The following is a 24,948-nucleotide window of genomic DNA, read 5'->3' on the forward strand; positions in this document are numbered from 1 at the left end:
GGTGTTCCGGTACCGGTGTCCGGGCAGGTTTGGGACGCGCGCCCCGGCGCACTCCTTTCGGCAGGTCGGTGAAGCGCCGCAGGAGAGGCAGGCGAGCATGACGCACTCGGCCGGGGAAGGCCGGGTCCGCAGCCGGACCGGGCTCGTCCTGTCCGCCCTTCTGACCGGCGGGACCCTGCTCGTGACGGGCTCGGCGTGCTCCCAGCCTCCGCCGGCACGGTCGCCCGAGGTACTGCCCCAGGTGGAAGCCCCTTACGACCTGGCCGTCGGCAAGGCCCTCGACGAGGTGCCCCGCAGCGAGTTCGTCTCCCTGAGCCTGCGGCCGTCGGACGTGCGGCCCACCTGGCTGGTCCGGGTCGCCCACGGCAACGGGGCGGTGCGTCTGGTCCGCGTCTCGGCCACGGACGGCCGGCTCCTGGGCACGTCCGTCCCGGCCGGGCAGACGGCCGGGACGGAGAAGCGCACGGCCGAGCTGGTCGACGCCGCCCGGGTGCTGCCGAAGGAGGCGGTCGACAAGGTGAAGCGGCCGGACTTCGGGAAGGTGAGCGGCATCGCGCTGCACAAGGGGTCGCGTGGGCAGCCCGTCTGGTCGGTCACCGTCGCCCTCGTCGAGCCGGTCCGGGAGCGTGTGTACGAGGTCGACGCGGTGACGTCCGAGGTGCTGAGCAGCCTCACCGCGGGAGCGGTCGGGGGCTCGAAGACTCCCGACGACCACGGATGATTGACCGGGATCGCGCGGGGCACTCGCACCGCGACCACCGCGACCACCGCGACCGGACACGGCGGGCGACGACGGGACACGGCCGGAAGGACAGGGTGATGGGCGTACGCACCTGGATCGACTCCTGGCCGGTCTACCGCCAGCTGAAGGGGACCGACCCCCTGGGCCGCGGGGCCGCCGCCAAGAGCGGGGCCACCGCGCGTCTCACCCCGCGCGTCGCCTCCGCCGACCGGGTCGTCAAGTCGGTCTGTCCCTACTGCGCGGTCGGCTGCGGACAGAACGTCTACGTCGAGGACGGCCGCGTCACCCAGATCGAGGGCGACCCCGACTCCCCCATCTCCCGCGGCCGTCTGTGCCCCAAGGGCTCGGCCAGCCTGCAGCTCACCACGGGCGGTGCCCGCGAGCACCACGTCCTGTACCGCCGTCCGCACGGCACCGAGTGGGAGCGGCTGGACCTGGACACGGCGATGGACATGATCGCCGACCGGGTGATCGAGGCGCGGCGCTCCGGCTGGCAGTGGGAGGTCGACGAGACCCGCACCCGGCGCACCCTCGGTGTCGCGAGCCTCGGCGGGGCGACACTGGACAACGAGGAGAACTACCTGATCAAGAAGCTGTTCACCGCCCTGGGCGCGGTGCAGATCGAGAATCAGGCGCGTGTTTGACACTCCTCCACCGTTCCCAGTCTGGGAACCTCGTTCGGCCGCGGCGGCGCGACCACCTTCCAGCAGGACCTGCAGCACTCCGACTGCATCGTCATCCAGGGCTCGAACATGGCCGAGTGCCATCCGGTCGGGTTCCAGTGGGTGATGGAGGCCAAGGCCCGCGGCGCGAAGGTGATCCACGTCGACCCGCGTTTCACCCGCACCAGCGCCCTGGCCGACGTCCACGTGCCCCTGCGCGCGGGGTCGGACATCGCCTTCCTCGGCGGGATCATCAACCACGTCCTGCGGACCGGGAGCTACTTCCGCGACTACGTGGTCGCCTACACCAACGGGCCGGTCGTCCTGCGGGAGGACTTCCGTGACACGGAGGACCTCGACGGCGTCTTCTCCGGCCTCGATGCCGGCAGCCGCAGCTACGACAACAGCAGCTGGCAGTACAAGGGCACGGAGATGCAGGCGGCCTCGGGCCAGCGCGACCAGGAGTACGGCAAGCGGACCAGGGACGGCAGCAGTGTGACGGAGGCCGCCCGCGGCGAGTCGCACGGTTCGGGCGGTCCCGACATCGGTGAGGGGGAGCCGGAGCGGGACGAGACCATGTCCCACCCGCGCTGCGTCTTCCAGGTGCTCAAGCGGCACTACGCCCGCTACACCCCCGAGGTGGTCGAGCAGGTCTGCGGCGTGCCGCAAGACCTCTTCCGCCAGGTGTGCGAGCTGGTGACGCAGAACTCGGGGCGGGAGCGGACGACGGCGTTCGCGTACGCGGTCGGCTGGACCCAGCACACGGTGGGCGTGCAGTACATCCGGGCCGCCTCGGTCCTGCAGAGTCTGCTGGGCAACATCGGCCGGCCGGGCGGCGGCATCCTGGCCCTGCGCGGCCACGCCTCCATCCAGGGTTCCACGGACATCCCGACGCTGTTCAACCTGCTGCCGGGCTACATCCCCATGCCGCACGCCCATCAGCAGCAGGACCTCGACACCTTCGTCGAGGCGGAGGCGGCCCGCAAGGGCTACTGGGGCAACATGCGCTCCTACCTCGTCAGTCTCCTCAAGGCGTACTGGGGTGAGGCGGCCACCGACGGCAACGACTTCTGCTTCGACTACCTCCCGCGGCTGACCGGCTCGCACTCCACCTACGAGACGGTCATGGCCCAGCTGGACGGCGTCTGCAAGGGCTACTTCCTGATGGGCGAGAACCCCGCCGTCGGCTCCGCCAACGCCAAACTGCAGCGGCTGGGCATGGCCAACCTCGACTGGCTGGTGGTCCGGGACTTCTCCCTCATCGAGTCGGCCACCTGGTGGAAGGACGGCCCGGAGATCGAGACGGGCGAGATGCGCACGGAGGACATCGGCACGGAGGTGTTCTTCCTGCCGGCCGCCGCGCACACCGAGAAGGACGGCAGCTTCACCAACACCCAGCGTCTGCTGCAGTGGCACCACCAGGCCGTGCCGCCGCCCGGCGAGGCCCGCAGCGACCTCTGGTTCACCTTCCACCTCGGCCGGATCATCCGGGAGAAGCTCGCCGCGTCCACCGACGAGATGGACCGGCCGCTCCTGGACCTGACCTGGGGCTATCCCACGAAGGGCGAGCACGCCGAGCCGGACGCGGAGGCCGTCCTCGCCGAGATCAACGGCCACGACTCCGACGGCAGCCCGCTGTCGTCGTACGAGGAGTTGAAGGACGACGGGTCGACGGTCTGCGGCTGCTGGATCTACTGCGGGGTCCACGCGGACGGGGTCAACCAGGCGGCCCGCCGCAAGCCGGGCCGGGAGCAGGACTGGGTGGCGAAGGAGTGGGGCTGGGCCTGGCCGGCCAACCGGCGCATCCTCTACAACCGCGCCTCGGCGGACCCGGACGGCCGGCCGTGGAGCGAGCGCAAGGCCCTGGTGTGGTGGGACGCGGACGAGGGCTCCTGGACCGGCCACGACGTGCCCGACTTCAAGCCCGACAAGGCCCCCGACCACGAGCCGCCCCCGGACGCGGAGGGCCCCGCGGCGCTCTCGGGCCAGGACCCCTTCATCATGCAGGCGGACGGCAAGGCGTGGCTGTACGTGCCCTCCGGCCTCACCGACGGCCCGCTGCCCACCCACTACGAGCCGCAGGACTCGCCGTTCCCGAACCTGCTGTACGCGCAACAGCGCAACCCCGTGCGCCACTTGCTGCCGCCGCACCCGGACAACCGCTACCAGCCCAGCGGCACCGAGCCCGGCTCGGAGGTCTTCCCGTACGTCGCCACCACCTACCGGCTCACCGAGCACCACACCGCGGGCGGCATGTCCCGGTGGCAGCCCTATCTCGCGGAGCTCCAGCCGGAGTTCTTCTGCGAGGTCTCCCCCGAGCTGGCCGCCTCGCGCGGGCTGGAGCACACCGGCTGGGCGACGATCGTCAGCGCCCGTGGCGTGGTCGAGGCCCGGGTCCTGGTCACCGACCGCATGGCCCCCCTCACCGTGCAGGGCCGTCGGCTGCACCAGGTGGGCCTGCCGTACCACTGGGGTCCCAACGGCTACGCGACCGGTGACGCCGCGAACGAGCTGCTGCACCTGTCGTTGGATCCGAACAGCCACATCCAGGAGGCCAAGGCGTTCGCGGTGGACATCAGGGCGGGCCGCCGCCCCAGGGGGACCGCCGCCCTGGAGCTGGTGCGGGAGTACCGGGCCAGGGCCGGCATCGACGAGGGCACCGGCACCGAGCCGTAGGACTCCGGATCACCGCAGGACGACGGAGTGGGCGCCCCTCGGCACCAGTTCCCCGACGACGGGGGCGCCCGGCACCTCGCCGGCCACCAGCAGCCCGCCGGAGGTCTGCGCGTCGGCGAGCAGCAGCCGGGTGTCGGCGTCCGTGTGACCGAAGTCGGTGAACGGGGCCACCCAGTCCAGGTTGCGCCGGGTGCCGCCGCTGACGTACCCGTCCCGGACGGCTTCCCGGGCTCCGTCCAGGTAGGGCACGGCGGCGGTGTCGAGTACGGCGGTGACCCCGGAGGCGCGGGCGAGCTTGTGCAGGTGGCCGAGGAGGCCGAAGCCCGTGACGTCGGTGGCGCAGGTGGCCCCGGCCGCCAGGGCCGCCGCGGACGCGTCCCGGTTCAGCGCCACCATGGTGGCCACGGCCTGCTCGAAGCGCTCGCCGGTGGCCTTGTGCCGGTTGTTGAGGACGCCGAGGCCGAGGGGCTTGGTGAGCGACAGCGGCAGTCCGGGGCGGCCCGTGTCGTTGCGCAGCAGCCGCTCCGGGTCCGCGACGCCGGTGACGGCCATGCCGTACTTGGGTTCCGGGTCGTCGACGCTGTGTCCGCCGCCCACGTGGCAGCCGGCCTCGGCGGCGACGTCCAGCCCGCCGCGCAGCACCTCGCGCGCGAGGCCGAACGGCAGCACGTCGCGGGGCCAGGCCAGCAGGTTGACGGCGACGAGCGGCCGGCCGCCCATCGCGTAGACGTCGGAGAGGGCGTTGGCCGCGGCGATGCGGCCCCAGTCGTAGGCGTCGTCGACGACCGGCGTGAAGAAGTCCGCCGTGGACACCACCGCCTGGGCCGGGGCGCCGCCCGGCGCGGGCAGGGTGACCACCGCGGCGTCGTCGCCCGTGGCGAGCCCCACCAGCAGGGAGGTGTCCGCCGGGGAGACACCGGGGCGCGCCAGCCCGCCGAGCACATCCTCCAGTTCACCCGGCGGAATCTTGCAGGCGCAGCCGCCGCCGTGCGCGAACTGCGTGAGCCGTACGGGTGTCTCGCGGACGACGGTCATGGCTGGTCCCTCCGGTGGGTGAGGCGGGTGAGGCGGATCGGTTCGGTCGGGCTGGGGATACGGCGCTCCTGTAGCCTGAGCGGGCGGTGGAGGCGTGTGGGTGCCTGGTGGCCCTCCCGGTCTTCAAAACCGAGGTGCCCAAGGATCTCGGGCAGGCGGGTTCGATTCCCGTCCGCCTCCGTTCCCCGCGCTCTCCCGGCAGCGCCGGCGCCGGTCGTCCACGCGCTCGGTGTGTCCCTGCCGGTCCAGCAGCTCCAGCAGGGGTACGGCCACCCGGCGCGTGGTGTCGAGGGCCCGGCGCGCCTCGCTCAGCGTGAACGGCTGGGGCAGCGACCGCAGTACGGCGGCGGCACCGGCGTCCGCGCCGGGCAGCAGCACGACGCCGTCGGCGACCCGGAGCAGTGCGCCGGCCGCGACGGCGGCGGCCAGGGCCTTGTGGACCAGCCCCAGTTCGGCCAGCCGGCCGGCCTCGGGGGCGCGGAACGGTGACCGGCGCAGTTCCTCTCCCAGGGTGTCGACGGCCTGTTGGACCGACGGCGGCAGCGACGGCCGGGGGTCGCCGGGGCCGTGGAGACGCCCTTGACGGTGGCTCAGTACGCTCTCGCCCGGCGTGTCGACGAGGGCCTGGACGAGGGCGCGGTCCGGCAGGCCGAGCAGGCGCCTGGCCGCCTCGGTGGGCAGCCCCGGGTCCAGCGGGTGCCGCTCGGCGTGTCGCGCCACCTCCGCCGCCAGGCGGTCGCGCAGTCGGGCCCAGTGGGCGGGGTCGGCCAGCCAGTCGCCGGTGACGGGCGGGCCCGGAGGGGCGATGCCCATGGCCTCCAGGTCGGGCCGGCGGACGAGCCGTCGCCGCCGCAGTTCCGCCGCACCGTCCGGCCGGCCGGTCATGGCCGTCAGCTCCTGCGCCCTGGTCCTGCCCGCCCCGCGCCGTGTCAGCGGCGGCGGGGACACGTCCAGCACGGTCAGTCCGCAGGGGGCGCGCCGTCCGCCGGGTTCCCGCAGGACGGCGCGGTCGCCGACCCGCAGCGGGAGCCCACGGGTGAGGCTCAGCCTGGCGGTGTCCTCGCCCAGCGGCCGCACGGTCACCGGCACGGCGGCGGTGCCGATGTGCAGGGTGACCGTCCTGGGAAGCTCCGCCACCGGAGTCCCGTGCACCCGGACGTCGGTCACGGTGGTGTGCGGCCAGCGGCCCGGGGTGAGCAGCACCTCGCCCCGCCCGAGCGCGGCGTCGGCGCCGCCGTGGACGTTGACGGCCACCCGTGCCACGCCGCTGACGGACGTCCGCTCCTCGTGCAGGCACTGCAGTCCGCGCACCCGCAGCGCACCCGTGCTGTCTCCCGTCACCAGCCGGTCGCCGACGCGCAGGGTGCCCGCCCCCAGGGTGCCGGTGACGACGGTGCCGTGGCCGCGCACGGTGAAGGCGCGGTCCAGCCACAGCCGTACGTCGGCGTCGGCCGGCGAGTCGGGCAGCGCGGCGCCCAACCGGGCCAGTTCGCCGCGCAGTTCCTTCAGTCCCGTGCCCGTCACCGCGCTGACCGCGACGGACGGTACGGTGCCGAGCGAGGTGGCGGCCAGCCGCTCGACGGCGTCCGCCCGTACGGGTGCCGGGTCGGCCAGGTCGCTGCGGGTCACGGCGAGCACGGCGTGCCGGACGCCGAGCGCGTGCAGGATCTCCAGGTGTTCCTGGGACTGCTGCTGCCATCCCTGGTCGGCGGCGACCACGAAGAGCACGCCCGGCACCGGGCCGACGCCCGCCAGCATGGTGGCGACGAACCGCTCGTGGCCGGGTACGTCGACGAAGGCGAGGTGTTCGCCGCCGGCGCCGCCCACAGCGCCCGGTGCGTCCGGTGCGTCCGGCTCCAGCCGGGTCCAGACGAAGCCGAGGTCGAGCGTCAGGCCGCGGCGCCGCTCCTCCTCGTAGCGGTCGGGCTCCATGCCCGTCAGCGCCCGTACGAGGGCGGACTTGCCGTGGTCGACGTGCCCGGCGGTGGCCAGTACCCGCATGTTCCCTACCTCTCGCCCGCCCGTACGCGGCGCACGGCGTCGGCCAGCCGCCGGTCGTCCTCGGCCGGCACCGACCCCAGGTCCAGCAGGCACCGTCCGCCGTCCAGCCGTCCGACCACGGGAACGCGCCCTTCGCGCAGCGCGGTGGCGTACGACGCGGGCAGGGAGAGCGCGGCGCTCGGCAGCGTCACGCCGGGTGCCCCGCCCCCGCCCACGGTGGCCAGGCTGCCGACCGCCCGAGCGTCGACGCCGTCGGCCCGCAGCCCGGTGGCCAGCAGCTCGGCCCGTCGGGACACATGCTCGGGGTCGGCGTCCAGCGCCTGTTCGGTCGGCGTCTTCGGACCGGTCAGCGTGGCCTCCAGCGCGGCCAGGGTCAGTTTGTCGACGCGCAGCGCCCGGGCGAGCGGATGCCGGGACAGGGCGCGGACCAGGTCCTCCCGGCCGAGGACGAGTCCGCACTGGGGCCCGCCGAGCAGCTTGTCCCCGCTGGCGGTGACGAGGGAGGCTCCGGCCTCCAGCTGGCTCCGGGCGTCCGGTTCCTCCGGCAGGCGCGGATGGGGGGCCAGCAGCCCCGATCCGATGTCGGCGACCACCGGGACGCCGAGCGGCGCCAGTTCGGAGACGTCGGCGGCGCGGGTGAAGCCGGTGATGCGGAAGTTGGAGGGGTGCACCTTCAGGACGAAGCCCGTCTCGGGGCCCACGGCCCCGGCGTAGTCCTGGACGGTCGTGCGGTTGGTCGTGCCCACCTCGCGCAGCCGGGCCCCGGTGGACACCAGGAGGTCGGGCAGCCGGAAGCCGTCCCCGATCTCCACCATCTCCCCGCGGCTGACCACGATCTCCTTGCCGGCGGCCAGAGCGGTGGCGGCGAGGACCAGCGCGGCGGCGCCGTTGTTGACGACGTGCACGGCGGCCGCCGACGGCACGCGGGCCCGCAGGGCGGCCAGCGCGGTACGGCCCCGGCGGGCCCGGACACCGGTCTTCAGGTCCAGTTCGACGTCGGTGGGGCCTGCGGCGTCCTGAACCGCCTGCCGGGCCGCGGCGGACAGCGGTGCCCGGCCGAGGTTCGTGTGGAGCAGCACCCCGGTCGCGTTGATCACCGGGCGGAGGCCGCTCGCCGTCCGCGGCAGGAGGGCGACCGCCGCGTCGGCCACCGCGTCCGGGGGAACGGCGCCCTCTCTGGCCTGCTGCTGTGCGCGGCGCACCGCCGACTTGACCCGCTCCGCGCCGAGCCGGCCGGTCGCCTCGAGGAGGCGGGGGTCGCGCAGGAGGGCGTCGGTGCGCGGGATCCGCCGCCGTGCGTCCGGCACGGCGTGCGCCGGTTCGCCGGACCCGACGGCGCCGCCCGGGTCCGCCGCCACGCTCTCGCCGCACCGCTCGGCCGCGCCCCGCTGTTCCACGTGTGTCCTCCGCTCCGGCTCCCGCACTGCCCGGGAACATGCATCGTTCCCCCAGTGCCCCTTGCGGGGGCCGGGACACGCCGAACGGAGGCGAGGGCCTACCGGCCGAGGGGTGCCGTCACGTCACACTGCCCGCTCGGGGATCGCCGGGAGGACCTTCTCGGTGATGCCGAGGAGGACGTCGTCGTCCGGGAACGCTCCGGACGTGCTCCACACGGTGATCTCGTAGTAGCCGCCGCCGTCCTTCGCGTCGAGGGCCACGGCCAGCGTTCTGGCCAGGGGGCCCTGCTCGACCGGTCCGCCGGATCCGCCGAAGCCGATCTCGATCTGCATGGTGTGGTCCGAGAAGAGGACCGCGGGCCGGCCGAGAACCTCGAGCTTCCTGACGTCGATCTCGTTCCCGTACTCCATCAGTTTCACGTACTGGGCGATGGAGAGGTGGTTGTAGGTGACCGAGACGCTCACCGTGTAGGTGTCGAACTCGATCCGGGCCTCCGGCTGGGCGACCTTCCCGTCGGTCAGGGCGGCGGTGCCGCTGGAGGCGGACGCGCCGGTCGCGGTCTCCGTCGGCGTTCCGAGGAGCCGGGCCAGATCGGGCGTGTTGAGCGCTTCGCACAGCTCGGCGCCGGTGACCGCCCCGGACGTCTTCCGGTAGGCGCTCGGCAGCTCCGTCTCCTGCCCGCCCGGACACGAGACGGCGTGTGGCGTGCCGTGGGCCTCGGAGGGCAGCAGCCTGGGCCCCAGCCACACCGCGGCCCCGAGTGCGGCGAACACCGCGACGGCCGCGAACGCCTGGCCCCACGCGTTGGGTTCCTTCTCCCGTACGGCAGGGGTGGCCGGGGCGGGAGGACGCCGCACCGCCGCCTGGGGCTGCGGCTGCGTCGCGGCGGGGTCCGCACGGCGGGCGCGCAGGGCCCTGACCACGATGTGGACGCGCACCGCGGTGGCCACCAGGAACACCGCGCCGATCCCGGCCGGAACCCAGTCCTTCTCGACGGCGGCGAGGTACAGGATGCGTAGGCCGAGCACCGACCCGACCACGATGAGCAGGGGCTCGCGGACCCAGAAGGGCAGGAGACGGACGAGGAAACCGAGCATGCGGCGATCTCACCAGGGCAAGATCACGTCGGCCGTGATGGAAGCCACAATTCCGGCCCGGTACTCAACCGTGATGAAACGGGCTCACGACCACCGGCCTGTCGGACCCCCAAAACGTTGCGCCCCTGACTGATGCGCCAGTCAGGGGCGCAATGTTGCTGGTAGCAGCGTCTTCGAGGTGACAAGCGGTTGTGTTTTCCGCAACGGCACCCTAGGGTCGTGGCCCGTGGAAACCGACGACGTCTCCGGCGGCGCACCCGGCGCCGGCACCGCCACCCGTGTCCGCGAGGTCATCGCCGCCGCGGGCGTCAGCCAGCGCGAGTTCGCGCGCCGTGTCGTGATGGATCCGTCCAAGCTGTCGCGTTCGCTGAGCGGCACCCGCCGCTTCACGGCCGCGGAGCTGGCGCGGATCGCCGACGAGGGCCGCGTCGACGCGGGCTGGCTGCTCGGCACCCGGCCGCGCGAGAAGGCCGCGTCGCCGGCCGCCGGTGTCGAGGGCGGGCGACCGCTGCAGATCGTCCGCGAGACGGTCCGGCTGATCGCGGAGCACGGTTTCCACGCGGTGCGGGTGGCCGACATCGCCCGCGCCTGCGCCACCAGCAGCGCCGCGATCCACTACCACTTCCCCGGCCGGGCCGAACTCCTCGAGGCGGCCGTGCGCTGGTGCATGGACGAGGACACCGCGCGCCGCGCCGCCCTGCTCGCCGAGGCGGACGACGCGGCGGCGGAGCTGCGTCAGCTCATCGCCCTGCAGACCCCGCGCACCGCGCAGCAGCGCCGCCAGTGGGCGGTGTGGCTCGACCTGTGGGCCGAGGCCGCGCGCTCCACGGCGGTGGGCCGGCTGCACTCCGAGTACTACCGGCAGTGGCGGGAGACCGTCGCCGACGTCGTACGCCGGGGCGTCGCGCAGGGCGTGTTCCGCGCGGACGTCGATCCGCAGGCGGCTGCGCTGACGCTGACCGCGCTGATCGACGGCCTGGCGACGCAGGTCCTTTCGGTGGGCGGGCCGTCGGCCGACGCTGCCGCGGACGCGATGCACGCGGCGCTGACCGCCCACGTCACCCACACGATCCTGACCGCGCAGCCCTGAGCGGCAGGACTCCGCAGCCCTGAGCGGCAACACATCGGGAGGCCCCGCATGCCCATGACCGAGAACGTCATCATCACCTGTGCGCTCACCGGCGCCGGCGACACCGTCCGCAAGAGCCCCCACGTTCCCGTCACCCCGGAGCAGATAGCGCGGAACGCGGTGGAGGCGGCCGACGCCGGAGCGGCGGTCGTCCACATCCACGTGCGCGACCCGGAGACCGGCGACCCGTCCCGCGACCCGAAGCTGTACCGGGAGGTCGTCGAGCGCGTCAAGGAGACCGGCACCGACGTCGTCATCAACCTCACCGCCGGCATGGGCGGCGACCTGGTCATCGACCCGGACGACCCGCTCACCCACCTCCCCGGCACGGACCTCGTCGGCGGCCTGGACCGCCTCCCGCACGTCGAGGACCTGCTGCCCGACATCTGCACGCTGGACTGCGGCTCGCTCAACTTCGGCGACGGCTCGAACCTGTACGTCTCGACGCCCGACATGCTGCGCGCCGGTGCCCGGCGCATCCAGGAGCTGGGCGTACGGCCGGAGCTGGAGATCTTCGACACGGGTCAGCTCTGGTTCGCCAAGCAGTTGCTGGCCGAGGGCCTGCTCGACGATCCGACGGTGTTCCAGCTGTGCATGGGCATCCCGTGGGGCGCGCCCGCGGATCCCGGGGTGCTCCAGTCGATGGTCAACATGCTGCCGGACGGGGCGCGCTGGGCGAGCTTCGCGCTCGGCCGGATGCAGATGCCGTGGGTCGCGCAGTCGATCCTGCTCGGCGGGCACGTCCGGGTGGGCCTGGAGGACAACCTCTACCTCGGCAAGGGCAACAAGGCGACCAACGCCCAGCTCGTCGAGCGGGCCGTGCGCATCACCGAGTCGATCGGCGCACGTGTCGCGACGCCGGACGAGGCCCGCGCCACCCTCGGCCTCAAGCCGCGCAACTAGGAGGTCTCGTTTGAACCTTGCCGGGGACGCGGGGTCTGGCACGCACATCTGCGGCGCTGTCGTCACTCGCCGACGCTCCGCGTCGACTCCCTCCTCCGCCGTGCAACTGCACGCACCAGACCCGCTCGGGCCGGCCACAAGGCACCGCTGCCTGGAGTCGGCCTGATCCGAACGACACCCTCTAGCCCGCCGCGACGACGAAGGACTCCCACCCATGAACACACCCGAGACGACCGCGCCCCGGACCACCGCACCCGAGAACGTCCGTCGCGTCGCCTGCGTCGGCGCCGGGGTCATCGGCGGCGGCTGGGTCGCGCACTTCCTGGCACGCGGCTACGACGTGACCGCCTGGGACCCCGCGCCCGACGCCGGGCGCAAGCTGCGCCGTCTGGTGGACGCGGCCTGGCCGGCGCTCACCTCGCTCGGTCTCGCCGAGGGCGCCTCGGCCGATCGGCTGACCGTGACCGACACCCTCGAACAGGCCGTGGCCGACGCCGAGTTCGTGCAGGAAAGCGCACCCGAGAAGCTCGATCTCAAGCGGGACCTGCTGGCCCGCCTGGACGCGGCGACACCGCCCGGCGTGGTCATCGCCTCCTCCACCTCCGGCTATCCGATGACGGACATGCAGACGTCGGCCGCGGACCCGTCGCGCCTGGTCGTCGGGCACCCGTTCAACCCGCCCTACCTCATCCCGCTCGTCGAGGTGGTCGGCGGCGAGCGCACCGACGCGGAGGCGGTGGCCTGGGCCGCCCGCTTCTACGAGGTGGCGGGCAAGTCCGTCATCACGATGGACAACGAGGTGCCGGGCTTCATAGCGAACCGCCTCCAGGAGGCCCTGTGGCGGGAGGCACTGCACATGGTCGCGTCCGGCGAGGCGACGGTCCGCGACATCGACCTGTCGATCACCGAGGGCCCCGGGCTGCGCTGGGCGGTGATGGGGCCGATGCTGACGTTCGCGCTCGCGGGCGGCGAGGGCGGCATGGCGCACATGCTGGACCACTTCGGCCCGTCCCTGAAGTCGCCGTGGACGCGCCTGGAAGCACCGGAGCTGGACAAGGAGTTGTACGACGCCGTGGTGGCGGGGTGCGACGAGGCGGCGGACGGCCGGTCCATCGCGGACCTGGTGGCCGAACGCGACCGGGGCGTCATCGACGTACTGCGCGCCACCGGCCGCCTCGGCCGCGAAGGGGGTGCCCGATGACGACGCTCCCGCTGTTCCGCAGCACCGTCCGCGCGGAGTGGATCGACTACAACGGCCACATGAGCGAGGCCTTCTACGTCCTCGTCTTCGGCCACGCCACCGACGCGCTGATGATCGAGACGGGCCTGGACTCCGGCTACCGCGAGTCCACGGGCTGCTCCCTCTACACGGTGGAGTCCCACATCCGCTATCTCCGGGACGTCCCCGAGGGCGCCCATCTCGCCGTCCGCACGCGCGTGTTGGGCGCGGCGGCCCGCAAGGCGCGGTTCGTGCACGAGATGTACGTGGTGTCCGCACCGGGGTCGGATCCGGCGCCCGGCGCGGCCCCGGTGGCGACGACCGAACTGCTCGCGGTCCACGTCGACCGGCACGCGGGCCGGGCCGCCGAGTTCCCGGAGCCGGTCCGGCGCCGCTTCACGGAGCTGACCGAGCCGGCCCCGGAATGGGCCGGCCGCTCCATCGCCGCCGTGGTCTGACGCGCGCCGGGGCCGGGCCTCGTGCCTGGCCCCGGCGCCGCGAGGTCGTCGGACACGGGCCGGTTCAGGAGCGTGCCGCGCGGACGCCGAGCGCGGTGACGGCCGCGGCCGGGGCCACGGAGGCCGGGACGCGCAGGGCGCGGGTGCGCCACGGCGGAGCCGGACGGGCCGGGGCGGCGTTCACGGCACCGTCGGACGTGGCGCGAGGCCGGAAGTTCGACGCGTCCTGCGCGTACAGGCCGAGTGAGCCGGTGCCGAAGCCGACCTCGCCGCCGACCGCCTTGCGCGGGGCGCGTCCGGTCTTCCGACGTCGATGGTCTGCCGGGCACGCGGTGGTCCGGCGGCCCCGGGGCGGTCTTGACGGGTACGTCGCGCGTCGCCTTGGCCATCGGGTGCCGGATCTCCTCGGCGTGGTGCGGGGGCTGGGTCAGGACGGTCGCGTGCCATGGACGCGGTAGGGCTCCGCGTCGGCCCACTTGACGTCGAGACCGAGTCCCGGCCGGCCGGTGTCGGGGCGCAGGGCGCCGCCCTCGGGCGACAGGGTGCCGTCGAACAGCAGGTGCTCGACGCGCAGGTGGTCGTGGAAGTACTCCAGGTGCCGCAGTCGGCGCACGGCGCAGAAGGCGTGGGCGGAGACCGCCGGGGCGCAGTGCGCGGACAGGTCGAGGTGCCGGACGGCCGAGAGTCCGGCGATCTCCAGTACGCCGGTGATGCCGCCGCAGCGGGTGACGTCGGCCTGGAGGCAGTCGACGGCCGGGCCGGCGGGGCCCTCGGTGAGGTTGGCGAAGTCCTGGGCGGTGAAGGCGTACTCCCCCGCGGTGATCTCCAGCCGCGCCGGTCCCCGCTCGCGCAGCATCCGCAGCCCTTCCAGGTCCGCGGAGCTGACGGGTTCCTCGAACCAGCGCACGTCCCACTCGTCGTGGAACCGCCGCGCCCAGTACAGGGCGTCCTTGCGGCCGAGGGCGCCGTTGGCGTCGGTGAACAGTTCCGGTGCGGTGCCGATCGCCTCGCGTACGGCGGTGAGGCGTTCGGCGTCGTGCTCGGGCCGGCGCGAGGTCTTCAGCTTCACGCGGGGGATGCCCTGGGCGACCCAGCCGGTGAGCTGGTCGGTGAGCCGGTCCAGGGAGTAGTTGGTGAAGCCGCCGCTGCCGTAGACGGGCACCCGGTCGTGGTGGGCGGGCAGCAGGTGGACCAGGGGCAGGTCCAGCAGCCGTGCCTTGAGGTCCCACAGCGCCACGTCGACGGCGGACAGGGCCATCGCCCCGGCGCCGGGACGGCCCGCGTTGCGCATCCGCGCGGCCATCCGACGGCTCAGCGCCGCCGGCGAGGCCACGCTCGCGCCCTCGATCACCGGGGCCAGCTTCGACTGCGCGAACACGGCGGACGAGACGTCGCCGTACGTGTAGCCGATGCCGGTCCGGCCGCCGGCGTGCACCCGGACCAGGACGAGCGTCGTGGAGTCCCACTCCAGAGTGCCGTCCTCCTCCTTGCCGTCGGGGCCGTCGGTGGGCACCTCGAAGGCGTGCACGTCGACCGCCTCGACCGTGCACGCGTCCAACGGCGTGGAGCCGCCCGCCTGTGACGGTGCCGAGCCGCCGCGCATCAGCGGCGTCCCGGGAGGTGCGCGGCGTACTCGGTGCGCTGCCGGCGTACGCCCTGGGCGGCGATGCCGACGCGCTCCGCACCGAGCAGTCCGTCGATGCCGTCACCCGGACAGCCGTACACCCGCTTGACGCCCCACTCGGCCAGACGCTGGAGGACGACGTCGGGGACTGGGGTCATGGGGCTCTCCAGGGCAGGCGGGTAGAACACTCATGGAGTGCCTTCCCCGAGCGCGGGCAAACCGGACGGCGGTCACTCATTGGGTCGAGTCCGGCACACGTCGGCCGGGGTACGGCCTCCGGCCGGCGCGGCGAGCGCCACGGTCCGTCCGTGCCGGGGCGCTCCCGGTCCCGTCCCGGCCGGTCGGGCGTCGGGTTGACGGTGCGCACCCCGAGCGCCCGTCACACCACCGGCAGCGGTTCGGCCGGTCCGTGCGGGTCGCCGGGGCCGGCCTCCGGGGCCCGGTGTCCGGCGGGCGTGTCGGTGCTCTCGCCGAGGAAGCCGCCCGACTGGTGCTGCCACAGCCGGGCGTAGGCGCCGTCCGTCGCGAGCAGCTTCTCGTGACTGCCCTGCTCGACGACGCTGCCGCGGTCGAGGACGACGAGGCGGTCCATTCCGGCGACGGTGCTCAGCCGGTGGGCGACCACCAGGGCCGTACGTCCGTCCATCAGCCGCCACAGGGCGTCCTGGACGAGGATCTCGCTCTCCGAGTCCAGCGCGCTGGTCGCCTCGTCGAGCAGGAGGATCGGGGCGTCGCGCAGGATGGCCCGGGCGAGGGCGACGCGCTGGCGCTGGCCGCCCGACAGTTTCACGCCCCGCTCCCCCACCAGCGTGGCGAAGCCGTCGGGCAACTGGTGGGCGAACTCGCTGACGTGGGCGGCCGCGGCGGCCGCGTGGATCTCCGCGTCGGTGGCGCCGGGCCGGGCGAAGGCGATGTTGTCCCGCAGGCTGCGGTGGAACATGGCGGGTTCCTGCGGGACGTAGGCGATCAGTGAGCGCAGGTCGGTCTGGCGCAGCCGGCTGATGTCCTGGCCGCCGATCAGGATGCGGCCGCGGTCGACGTCCGACATCCGCAGCAGGAGCCGGGTGAGCGTGGTCTTGCCGCCTCCGGACCTGCCGACGAGGCCGATCCGCGCACCCGCGGGCACGTCCAGGTCGAGTCCCCGGAAGATCGGCTCGGCGCCCGCGTGGGCGAACGTGACCGCCTCGAAGCGGACGCCGGTGTCCTTGGGCGCGAGCGGCTCGGGCTCGTCGGCGTCCAGCACCGTGGGCGGGTCGAGGAGCAGCTCCGTGAACTGCGCGGCCTCGGTCATCGAGCTCTCCAGCCGCCGGTAGATCTGGTTGAACTCGAACATGATCTGGGTGGCGTTCGAGTAGTAGGTGAAGGCGACGACGACCTCCTCCACACCCTGGCCCGGGCCGCCGAGGGCGAGGGCGACCACCAGCCCCAGCACGTTGGTCAGGACGGACATGGGGGCGATCAGGGTGTCGACGCGGAGGTTGCCGTAGTCCCACGACTTCAGCGTGAGGCGCCGGGACTCCGCGACCCGGCTGCGGTGTTCGGCCCCTTCCCGGCGTTCGGCCGCGAACGCCCGGACGGTCTCCATGTTCATGAGGCTGTCGGCGACATGGCCGGAGACCCGGGCGATCGCCGCCTCCCGGTCGTTGACCAGCCGTTGCCTGCGCCGGATCAGCGGGGTCGCGGCCGCGACGGTCAGCGCGATCATCACGAGCAGGCCGACGACCAGCATCGGTTCGTAGCTCCACAGCACCACGGCCCCGAACAGCAGGGGGACGAGGCTGCCCACGATGCGGTACGTCAGCGTGTCGACGAAGTCCTCGAAGCGCTTGCCGTAGCTGAGCACCCGTTTGGTCAGGGAACCGGCGAAGTTGTCGTGGAAGAACGCGGCGTCCTTGGCGAGGAGTTCGTCCATCCCGCTCACGTAGAGGTGCTCCATGCCGAGGGCCTCGACGCGGTTCAGGCAGTGCTGTCCGATCCGCCAGACGGCCTCGGCGAGCAGCAGCGTCACACCGAAGCCCAGCACGTACGGCAGTGCCGGGCCGAGGGCGAGTCCGCCGCCGTCGGCCGCCTGCCCGGCCAACTTGGCGATCAGCAGCGGCGCGACGTAGCGGATGCCGATGTTGCCGACGGCCGGCAGCAGCAGCGCGGGCAGGGCGAGTCGTCGTTGTCGCAGCAGTTCCCGGCCGTAGTGGCGCAGCGCCAGGACGACCGCGCTCCTGCCCGGTGCCGGCCCTCGCGTGTCTGTGGTCCCCATCACACTCCCGGTGGTTCGGAAGTCGGAAGTCTCCCGTCGGACCAGGGGCGCAGTCCAGGCACTTACCGCGGACCGTCGATAACCGGACACTGTGCGGCCCGCCTTGGGCGCAACGTGACATTGTATGGTGAGGCGCCATTGGCCGGCCGGACGCAGGAGCACGGATGCCGCATCTCAAGTCCCGGGCGATCGCCGTCCAGACCCATCTGCGCGACCAGGTCGCCGACGCGCTCCGGGCCGCCCTCATCGCCGGCGATCTGCGCCCCGGTGTCGTCTACTCCGCCCCCTCCCTGGCCGCCGAACTCGGCGTCTCCGCCACTCCGGTGCGCGAGGCCATGCTGGACCTGGCCAGGGAGGGTCTGGTGGAGGCGGTGCGCAACAAGGGGTTTCGCATCACGGAGATGACCGAGCGGGACCTGGACGAGTTCACCGAACTGCGGACCCTGATCGAGGTTCCCACCGTGGGACGCGTCGCCGCGACCGCGACCGTCGAGGAACTGGAGGCCCTCCGGCCGCTGGCGCGGCAGATCGTCACCGCGGCCCGGGAGCACGACGTCCTCGAGTACCTCGAAGCCGACCACCGCTTCCACCTCGCGCTGCTGGGCCTGGCCGGCAACCGGCATCTCGTGGAGGTGGTCGCCGACCTGCGCAAGCGTTCCCGCCTGTTCGGGCTGGGCAGCCTCAACGAGTCGGGGCGGCTGGTCGCTTCGGCCCAGGAGCACGTCGACCTGCTGGACCTGATGGTGGCCGGCCGCGGCGCCGAGGCCGAGGAGTGCATGCGCCGCCATCTCGCGCACGTCCGCACGCTGTGGGCGGACGGCACCGCACCGTAGCTCAGAGGGTGAACCCGGCCGGGTAGGGGTCCGCGGGGTCGAGCAGGTACTGCGCGGTGCCGGTGATCCAGGCGCGGCCGGTGACGGCAGGCAGGACGGCCGGGCGGTCGCCGACGGTCGTCTCGCCGAGGATCCGGCCGACGAACCGGGAGCCGATGAACGACTCGTTGACGAAGTCACGGCCGGCCGGCAGCAGGCCGCGGGCGTGCAACTGCGCCATCCGGGCGCTGGTGCCCGTGCCGCAGGGCGACCTGTCGAACCATCCCGGATGGATCGCCATGGCGTGCCGTGAGTGCTCCGCGGTGGATCCGGGGGCCTCGAGGTAGACGTGGTGGCACACGTCGATCTCCGGATTCTCCGGGTGGGACACCGGGTTCTGCTTGTTGATCGCGTCCATGACGGCCAGTCCCGCGTCGAGCAGCCGCTGTTTGTGCGCCCGTTCGAAGGGGATGCCGAGGTCGTCGGTGCGGACGAAGGCGTAGAAGTTGCCGCCGTAGGCGATGTCGTAGCGCACCTGTCCGTGGCCGGGGACGTCGACGACCTGGTCGAGTGCGTGGCAGTACGACGCCACGTTCTCCAGGGTGACCGACTCGGCGTGGCCGTCGCGTACCCTCACCCGGGCCGTGACGAGTCCGGCGGGTGTGTCGAGCCGTACCAGGGTCTCCGGTTCGGCCACCTCCACCATGCCGGTCTCGACGAGGACCGTGGCGACACCGATGGTCCCGTGCCCGCACATCGGCAGGCAGCCGGAGACCTCGATGAAGAGCACGCCGTAGTCGGCGTCCGGACGGGTGGGCGGTTGCAGGATCGCCCCGGACATCGAGGCGTGCCCGCGTGGTTCGCACATGAGCAGGGTGCGCAGGTGGTCGCGTTCCGCGACGAAGCGCTGCCGCCGCTCGGACATCGTCGCGCCGGGCAGGACGCCCACCCCGCCGGTGATCACGCGGGTGGGCATGCCCTCGGTGTGCGAGTCGACGGCGTGGTAGCAGACCGTCGAGCGCATCCTCAGTTCACCCCCGCGTCGATCAGGGCCTGGGTGGCGGCGCGTACGACGGCCTCCGTCTGAGGAGCCAGCGGCTGCCGCGGCGGGCGGCACGCACCACCGCGGCGGCCGGTCATCTCCTGGCCGAGCTTGACGGCTTGGACGAACTCCGTCTTGCTGTCCCACCGCAGCACCGGGTGCAGCCGGCGGTAGAGCGGCAGTGCCGTCTCCAGGTCGCCCGCGACCGACGCCTCGTACAGGGCGAGGCAGGCCCGGGGGAAGACCTGCGGGTACCCGGCGACCCAGCCCTTGGCGCCGGCCAGCGCGACCTCCAGCACGGTGTCGTCGGTGCCGATCATGAGGTCGAGGCCGGGTGCCAGCTCGGCGATCTCGTAGCACCGCCGGACGTCGCCGGAGAACTCCTTGACGCCGACGATGAACCCTTCGGCGTGCAGCTTGGCCAGCAGGTCGGGGCGCAGGTCCACCTTGGTGTCGACGGGGTTGTTGTACGCCGTGACGGGCAGGCCCACCGAGGCCACCGTCTCGAAGTGCTCCAGCACGGCCCGGTCGTCGGCGCGGTAGGTGTTGGGCGGCAGGCACATCACCGCCTGGCAGCCCGCGTCCTTGGCGAACTGCGCGTGCCGCCTGGCCTCCCCGCCGCCGTAGGCGCCGACGCCGGGCATGACGGTGAACCCGGGGGGCGCGTGGGCGACGGCGGTCTCGACGACGCGGTCGCGCTCCTCGTACGTGAGGGTCTGGTACTCGCCGAGCGACCCGTTGGGCGCGACGCCGTGCATCCCCTGCTCGGCGAGGTGGGCGACGCTCTCCCCGTAGGCGCCGAAGTCGACCGAGAGATCGTCGTGGAACGGCAGGCTGGTCGCGACGATGACGCCGTGCCAGGGCTTGCGGGTCTCGCTCATGAACACTCCTTGTCGGTTGCGCCGTTGACCGTGGGTGCCGGCGAAGTCGTGGGGGCCTGGGGCGTCGGAGGGGCCTCGGTTGTCGTGGGGGCCTGGGGCGTCGTGGTGGTCCGGGGCGGGGTTCCTTCGTCGAGGTCCGCGAGGGCTCCGAGGGTGACGGGCGTCGCGACGAGCCGTTCCGCCGGTTCGTAGGCCCGCTCCCGCGCCGTGAGGCAGTGCACGGCGGGACCGCACATCCGGCCCTGGCACCAGCCCATGCCGGCCCGGGTCAGCTGCTTGACCTGCCGGTGGTCGTGGGCACCGTCCGCGCGGGCGGTCCGGACCGCTCCGGCGGTCACCTCCTCGCAGCGGCACACGACGGTCTCGTCGGTGAGCCACGAGGACCATGCGGGAGGGATCGGGTGGGCCAGCGGCATCGCCCGGGCGAAGGCGCGTTGCCGGGCCACCGCCGAACGCACCGCCGCCAGGCGCCCGTTCATCCCTCCGTGGCCGGCACCGGCAGCGGAGTCGGTGAGGACCGACTGCGCGGCCAGTCGGCCCTCGTTCACGGCGAGCGCCGCCCCGCCCACACCGCAGGTCTCCCCGGCGGTGTAGAGGCCGGGGACGGTGGTGCGCTGACCCGCGTCGACGGCGGCCACCGCGTTGCCGTCCGCGGAGTCCGCGAGGGCGCAGCCGAGGGGGACGAGCAGGTCGAGCTGGGGCGCGAAGCCCCAGCCGACGCCGACGGTGTCGACCTCGACGCGTCGTTCGGTTCCCGGGCGGGGGCGGCCGTCCGGCGTCAGCGAGGCGATGCGCACCGACGTCAAGCGTTCGCCGCCTTCCGCCGCGACGATCGCCGTGCGGGGGTACACCGGGACGCGGTGGCGGGCGAGCGCGGCGGCGTATCCGGCTCCCTCGGCCCACTTGGCGGGGTTGCGCAGCAGCGGACCGGGACGGCGCAGCCATGCGCTCGGGTGGGCTGCCTCGCAGACCGCGACGACCTCGACGCCGCGCGCGGCGAGACCGGCGGCGACCGGCAGCAGGAACGGGCCGGTGCCGCCGAGGGCCACGCGGGTCCCGGCCGCCACACCGCCGCCCTTGAGCAGCGCCTGCAGGCCGCCGGCGGTCAGGACCCCGGGCAGGTCCCAGCCGGGGAAGGGCAGTTGGCGGTCGTAGGCGCCGGTGGCCACGAGGAGCCTCGGCGTGCGCAGGACGCCCGCGGTCTCCCGCGGCGCGGCGCGGCGGTCGACCACGTGGACCGCGAATCCGTCGCCCTCGCGGACGGCGGACCAGGCGTGGTGTTCCAGGCGCAGGTCGAGCCGGCCCGCCGCCCGGTGCGCCGTCAGCACCCGGCACAGGGCACGGTATGCACGCAGTCCGTGGTGCAGGTCGTCGGTCCGGACGGCCGCTCGCGCGTGCTCCGGCGGGTGCCGCCAGTACTGTCCGCCGAGAGCGGTCCCGGAGTCCACCAGTACGACGCGCAGTCCGCCGGCCAGCGCGGCGGCGGTCGCGGCCATGCCCGCCGGGCCCGCGCCCACGACGACGAGGTCCGCCGGCTCACTCATCGTCGTCCTCCCTCGTCGTGACGGTCATGCCGGGCCGGGCCGGCACCAGGCAGGCGCGCTGCCCGCCGGTTCCGTCGACCGCGACGAGGCAGTCGAAGCAGACGCCGATGCCGCAGAAGACGCCCCGGGGGCGGCGTCCGACGCGGGTGGTGCGCCAGGCGACCCGGCCCGCCGCGACGAGGGCCGCGGCGACGGTCTGTCCCTCGACGAAGGGCAGGGGGTCGCCGTCGACGACGATCTCGCTCACTGGGGCGCACCTCCGCAGCTGAGGAAGCGGTCGGGGAGAAGACCGGTGTGCGCGGCCGGGTCGGCGCCGCGCCAGGGGTGGCCGAGCAGGTGGGCCGTCACCAGCGCGCCGGTCGCGGGGGCGAGGCCGATGCCCGCGCCCTCGTGACCGCAGGCGTGGACGACGCCCGGCACGCGCGGGTCGGGGCCGACGACCGGCAGGTGATCGGGGCAGTACGGCCGGAAGCCGCGGTAGGTGCGCATCAGATGGACTCCGCGCAGGAAGGGGAAGAGCCGGCACGCCTGCGCGGCGAGCCGCGCGACCACGGCGGGGTTCATCGTGGTGTCGAAGCCGACGCGTTCCCTGCTGGCGCCGATGAGGATCGTGCCGCCGCGCGTGCCCTCGACGACGCACGAGGTCTCCAGCCCGGCGTCGGACGAAGCGACGCCCGCGACGTAGTCCGCGGAGTAGACCTTGTGCCGGACCCTCGGCGGCAGCGGTTCCGTCACCAGGACGAAGCCGCGGCGCGGCAGCACCTCGACGGGCGCTCCGAGCCGGCGTCCGACCTCGCCGCCCCAGGTCCCGGCGGCGTTGACGACGGCGTCGGCGGGCAGCACGTCACCGGCGCTCGTGCGGATGCCGGTGATCCGGCCGCGGTCCCCGGCGGTCACGGCGCCGACGACCTCGCCGGTGCGGAAGCGGGCGCCGTGCCGTACGGCGGCCCGCAGCAGCGCGGCCGCCGCCAGCACCGGCTGCACCTGCGCGTCCTGCGGGTAGTGGACACCGCCGGGGAGCCCGGGCGCGAGGCGGGGTTCGAGGTCCCGCACCCGGTCGACCGGCTCGACGCGGACACCGGCCGCCTCCTGGCGGGCGGCGAACTCGCCGAGCGCGGCCAGGCCTTCGGCGGTGCTCGCGACGACCAGGCCGCCCTTGGGTTCGAGTTCGAGGGAGGCGGGACCGAGTTCCCTCCCCGCCTCGTCCCACAGGGTGCGGCTCAGCCGGGCCAGGGCGAGCTCGGGGCCGGGTTCCTTGTCGGAGAGGAGGACGTTGCCCTCACCGCGGCTCGTCGTCCCGGCGCCCACCGGGCCGCGGTCGACGACCGTGACGTCCATGCCCGCCGAGGCGGCGTGGAAGGCGCAGGCGGCTCCGACGACTCCCGCGCCCACGACGACGATCTTCAGGGTCAACGGCCCTCCTCCGAGCGCCACGAGCCAACGGCGTCGATCACCAGCGGCCATGCTGTGCAATGTCACATGCCATGAGTGAGGCTATACATCCGGCCGGTGGAAGACAACGCCCCCTGCGTGCCCGGGAGTCAGAGGTCGACTCGGGTGCCCAGGCCGGTCAGGGCGCCGACCGGGTCGAGGTCGGGGGTGCCGCGCGGCCACCAGTCCTCGCGGCCGGGCTCGGACTCGTAGGCGTACCAGAGGCCTGCCCGGCCGAGTCTGAGCTGGACATGGCCCCGTGGATGGGTGAGGCGGTTGCGCCAGGGGCGGAAGGCGGGGAGGTCGGCGGCGAGCAGCAGGGGGCGGGCGCGGTCGAAACGGCCGGCCGGCGGGTCCCAGGGCTCCTCCAGGACGTCGAGGCCCTCGGGTCCGCCCTGCCGCCAGGCGGCGACGGCCCGCGCCAGCTCCGCCGTGTCGCGTCCGGTGGCCGAGGCGAGGGAGGCGTAGAGCGCGCGGGTGCCCGCGGTGAGGCCGGAGCCCGGACGCGCCGCCGCCAGGCGGACGGCGTCCTGCCACAGCGTCAGCCCGCCGACCGGATCGCGCCCGGTGGTGAGCAGTGCGTGGGCGCGGGCGGCGGCGTCGGTGGCGAGCTGGTCCAGCGCGAAGGGGTCGGGGCCGCCCGGGGCGGCCGGGTAGGCAGGCGGCTGTTCCGGGTGCGGGGGCGCCGGCAGCGGTGCGGGCAGGGGCGGCGGGACGCGCCGGGCAAGGGCTTCCCCGGCGCGGACGCCGGGCAGGGGCGCCGGTCCGCGCTCCTGGGCGGCGCGGGCCGCGCGGGCGGCGTTGCGCCGGGACAGGGCGTCGAGGAGCGCGCGTTCGCCCCGGCCGCGCAGCAGGAGGAGCACGAAGGGGTCGGCGTCGAGCAGACGGGCCGTCTGGTAGCACAGGGCGGCGGCGTGTTTGCAGGGGTGCCCGGAGTCGGGGCAACTGCACTGCGGGGTGAGGTCGCCGGGACCGGGGAGCAGCGGAACGCCGCGGTCCGCCAGGTCGGCCAGGGAATGGGGCAGTTGCTTGTCGAGGAGGGCGGCGATGTGCCCGGGCCGTTCGACGGCGGCGTCGAGGAACCGGTCCCAGTCGGCGTCGCCGAGCGTCCGCAGCCGCACCTGCACGCGGTACGGCCGGGCGCGGCTGCCCTGTACGTAGGCGAGAACCAGCCCGGGGGTCACGGTGATGGCGTCCACGTGCCCCCGCTCGGCGTATCCGCGCCCGCGCTCCAGCCGCGCGGGGTCCAGGGCACCCTCTTCCAGCGCGGTCACCCACGCCTTCCCCCACCAGGTCCCGGCGAGTCCCTCGTCCGCGGCCTTCCGGGGCGGGAGCGCGGGGAACGTGCGCCGCAGTTCGCCGTCCCGGTCCCGGGCCGCCATCGAGCGGGGGGCACGGGGTCGCGCGGGCGGCGCGGGGCGGGCGGCGTCCCGGTCGCGCACCGCAGACGGCTGCTCCGGGCTCCTCGGCCGCTCCGGCCGCACGCGCGCGGGTGCCGAGTCCTCGGGGCGCGGCCCGCGCCCAACGCGAGGAGAGGTTCCGGCGGGCACGACGCCGGGCCCGGCGGCCGGGCCGGCGCCGAGGGACGGGGCGGTCTCGGGGGACGGGGCGGGCTCGGGGGACGGGGCGGGCTCGGGGGACGGAGCAGGCTCGGGGGACGGAGCAGGCTCGGGGGACGAGGCCGCCGCCCGTTCCTCCCCGGAAGCCGCCGAGCCGGACCCGGTGACGGGACCCACACCGGACGACGGGACCACCTCCGGGCGCGAGGCCGCCGCCCGCTCCCCAGAAGCCGCCGAACCGGACCCGGTGACGGGACCCACACCGGAAGACGAGCCCGACTCCGAGTACGAGGCCGCCGCCCGTTCCTCCCCAGAAGCCGCAGAACCGGACCCGCTGACGGGACCCACACCGGACGACGGGACCACCTCCGGGCGCGAGGCCGCCGCCCGCTCCCCAGAAGCCGCCGAACCGGACCCGCTGGCGGGACCCACACCGGAAGACGAGCCCGACTCCGAGTACGAGGAGGCCGTCGCCCGCGCT

General features: G+C 74.1%; 19 protein-coding genes, 1 tRNA gene and 1 pseudogene. 8 read left to right on the plus strand and 13 right to left on the minus strand.

All coding sequences use genetic code 11. From position 1 onward, the window contains the following. The first annotated feature begins 97 nt into the window (after window positions 1-97). Both NI25_RS07945 and fdh read left to right on the plus strand, forming a co-directional pair. Window positions 98-721 (plus strand): hypothetical protein, encoded by a 624-nt coding sequence (locus NI25_RS07945; protein WP_061441759.1) that lies wholly within the window; start codon window positions 98-100, stop codon window positions 719-721. A gap of 98 nt (window positions 722-819) precedes the next feature. Then, the gene (fdh, locus tag NI25_RS07955) at window positions 820-4,080 is read left to right on the plus strand and encodes a formate dehydrogenase (protein ID WP_233520701.1); all 3,261 of its coding nucleotides are present in this window, start codon (window positions 820-822) and stop codon (window positions 4,078-4,080) included. 9 nt (window positions 4,081-4,089) lie between these two features. Here the strand turns inward: fdh and selD are convergent, their stop codons facing one another. Beyond that, window positions 4,090-5,115, minus strand: a complete 1,026-nt coding sequence (selD, locus tag NI25_RS07960) for a selenide, water dikinase SelD (protein ID WP_061441762.1) — start codon at window positions 5,113-5,115, stop codon at window positions 4,090-4,092. Window positions 5,116-5,203: 88 nt separating this feature from the next. Between selD and NI25_RS39225 the strand changes: the two genes are divergently transcribed. After that, window positions 5,204-5,296 (plus strand) — tRNA-Sec (locus NI25_RS39225). A gap of 83 nt (window positions 5,297-5,379) precedes the next feature. On the opposite strand, the pseudogene NI25_RS07965 reads toward NI25_RS39225, so the two are convergent. The 3 genes and pseudogenes from NI25_RS07965 to NI25_RS39650 all read right to left on the minus strand — a co-directional run. Continuing rightward, a pseudogene (locus tag NI25_RS07965) lies at window positions 5,380-7,116 on the minus strand (GTP-binding protein); the annotation flags it as partial. Window positions 7,117-7,121: 5 nt separating this feature from the next. Then, a complete protein-coding gene (gene selA, locus NI25_RS07970; protein ID WP_061446821.1) occupies window positions 7,122-8,474 on the minus strand; it encodes an L-seryl-tRNA(Sec) selenium transferase in 1,353 nt (450 codons plus the stop codon). A 162-nt stretch (window positions 8,475-8,636) separates the two neighbouring features. Further along, the gene (locus NI25_RS39650; protein ID WP_061441764.1) at window positions 8,637-9,611 is read right to left on the minus strand and encodes a DUF6215 domain-containing protein; all 975 of its coding nucleotides are present in this window, start codon (window positions 9,609-9,611) and stop codon (window positions 8,637-8,639) included. A gap of 226 nt (window positions 9,612-9,837) precedes the next feature. On the opposite strand from NI25_RS39650, the gene NI25_RS07980 reads away from it, so the two are divergent. From NI25_RS07980 to NI25_RS07995, 4 genes are all read left to right on the plus strand, one after another. Beyond that, the gene (locus NI25_RS07980; RefSeq protein WP_061441765.1) at window positions 9,838-10,701 is read left to right on the plus strand and encodes a TetR/AcrR family transcriptional regulator; all 864 of its coding nucleotides are present in this window, start codon (window positions 9,838-9,840) and stop codon (window positions 10,699-10,701) included. Window positions 10,702-10,749: 48 nt separating this feature from the next. Next, window positions 10,750-11,643, plus strand: a complete 894-nt coding sequence (locus NI25_RS07985) for a 3-keto-5-aminohexanoate cleavage protein (protein ID WP_061441766.1) — start codon at window positions 10,750-10,752, stop codon at window positions 11,641-11,643. A 214-nt stretch (window positions 11,644-11,857) separates the two neighbouring features. Beyond that, window positions 11,858-12,844: a 3-hydroxyacyl-CoA dehydrogenase NAD-binding domain-containing protein gene (locus NI25_RS07990; RefSeq protein WP_061441767.1), complete on the plus strand. Its 987-nt coding sequence runs from the start codon at window positions 11,858-11,860 to the stop codon at window positions 12,842-12,844. Further along, window positions 12,841-13,320 (plus strand): thioesterase family protein, encoded by a 480-nt coding sequence (locus NI25_RS07995; RefSeq protein ID WP_061441768.1) that lies wholly within the window; start codon window positions 12,841-12,843, stop codon window positions 13,318-13,320. The genes NI25_RS07990 and NI25_RS07995 overlap by 4 nt, the downstream gene beginning before the upstream one ends. A gap of 427 nt (window positions 13,321-13,747) precedes the next feature. Here the strand turns inward: NI25_RS07995 and NI25_RS08000 are convergent, their stop codons facing one another. The 3 genes from NI25_RS08000 to NI25_RS08010 all read right to left on the minus strand — a co-directional run bounded on the left by NI25_RS08000 (window position 13,748) and on the right by NI25_RS08010 (window position 17,198). Next, the gene (locus tag NI25_RS08000) at window positions 13,748-14,923 is read right to left on the minus strand and encodes an enolase C-terminal domain-like protein (RefSeq protein ID WP_061441769.1); all 1,176 of its coding nucleotides are present in this window, start codon (window positions 14,921-14,923) and stop codon (window positions 13,748-13,750) included. Then, a complete protein-coding gene (locus tag NI25_RS08005) occupies window positions 14,923-15,102 on the minus strand; it encodes a hypothetical protein (protein WP_061441770.1) in 180 nt (59 codons plus the stop codon). The genes NI25_RS08000 and NI25_RS08005 overlap by 1 nt, the downstream gene beginning before the upstream one ends. A gap of 221 nt (window positions 15,103-15,323) precedes the next feature. Then, window positions 15,324-17,198, minus strand: a complete 1,875-nt coding sequence (locus NI25_RS08010) for an ABC transporter ATP-binding protein (protein WP_061441771.1) — start codon at window positions 17,196-17,198, stop codon at window positions 15,324-15,326. A 164-nt stretch (window positions 17,199-17,362) separates the two neighbouring features. Here NI25_RS08010 and NI25_RS08015 point away from each other — a divergent pair, with 164 nt between their 5' ends. Further along, window positions 17,363-18,031 (plus strand): GntR family transcriptional regulator, encoded by a 669-nt coding sequence (locus NI25_RS08015; protein WP_061441772.1) that lies wholly within the window; start codon window positions 17,363-17,365, stop codon window positions 18,029-18,031. A gap of 1 nt (window position 18,032) precedes the next feature. Here NI25_RS08015 and NI25_RS08020 read toward each other — a convergent pair whose 3' ends face one another. The 6 genes from NI25_RS08020 to NI25_RS40085 all read right to left on the minus strand — a co-directional run bounded on the left by NI25_RS08020 (window position 18,033) and on the right by NI25_RS40085 (window position 24,899). Beyond that, a complete protein-coding gene (locus NI25_RS08020) occupies window positions 18,033-19,034 on the minus strand; it encodes a proline racemase family protein (protein WP_061441773.1) in 1,002 nt (333 codons plus the stop codon). Between the two features lie 2 nt (window positions 19,035-19,036). After that, a complete protein-coding gene (locus NI25_RS08025; protein WP_061441774.1) occupies window positions 19,037-19,933 on the minus strand; it encodes a dihydrodipicolinate synthase family protein in 897 nt (298 codons plus the stop codon). Then, the gene (locus NI25_RS08030; protein WP_061441775.1) at window positions 19,930-21,477 is read right to left on the minus strand and encodes an NAD(P)/FAD-dependent oxidoreductase; all 1,548 of its coding nucleotides are present in this window, start codon (window positions 21,475-21,477) and stop codon (window positions 19,930-19,932) included. The genes NI25_RS08025 and NI25_RS08030 overlap by 4 nt, the downstream gene beginning before the upstream one ends. Beyond that, complete coding sequence (locus tag NI25_RS08035; protein ID WP_061441776.1) at window positions 21,470-21,724, minus strand: (2Fe-2S)-binding protein; 255 nt, start codon at window positions 21,722-21,724, stop codon at window positions 21,470-21,472. The genes NI25_RS08030 and NI25_RS08035 overlap by 8 nt, the downstream gene beginning before the upstream one ends. After that, a complete protein-coding gene (locus NI25_RS08040) occupies window positions 21,721-22,890 on the minus strand; it encodes an NAD(P)/FAD-dependent oxidoreductase (RefSeq protein WP_061441777.1) in 1,170 nt (389 codons plus the stop codon). Before NI25_RS08040 ends, NI25_RS08035 begins: the two co-directional genes overlap by 4 nt. A gap of 128 nt (window positions 22,891-23,018) precedes the next feature. Continuing rightward, window positions 23,019-24,899, minus strand: a complete 1,881-nt coding sequence (locus NI25_RS40085) for an SWIM zinc finger family protein (RefSeq protein ID WP_420710807.1) — start codon at window positions 24,897-24,899, stop codon at window positions 23,019-23,021. Window positions 24,900-24,948 lie beyond the last annotated feature (49 nt).

Source organism: Streptomyces sp. CCM_MD2014 (assembly GCF_000772045.1).
GTDB lineage: Bacteria > Actinomycetota > Actinomycetes > Streptomycetales > Streptomycetaceae > Streptomyces > Streptomyces salinarius.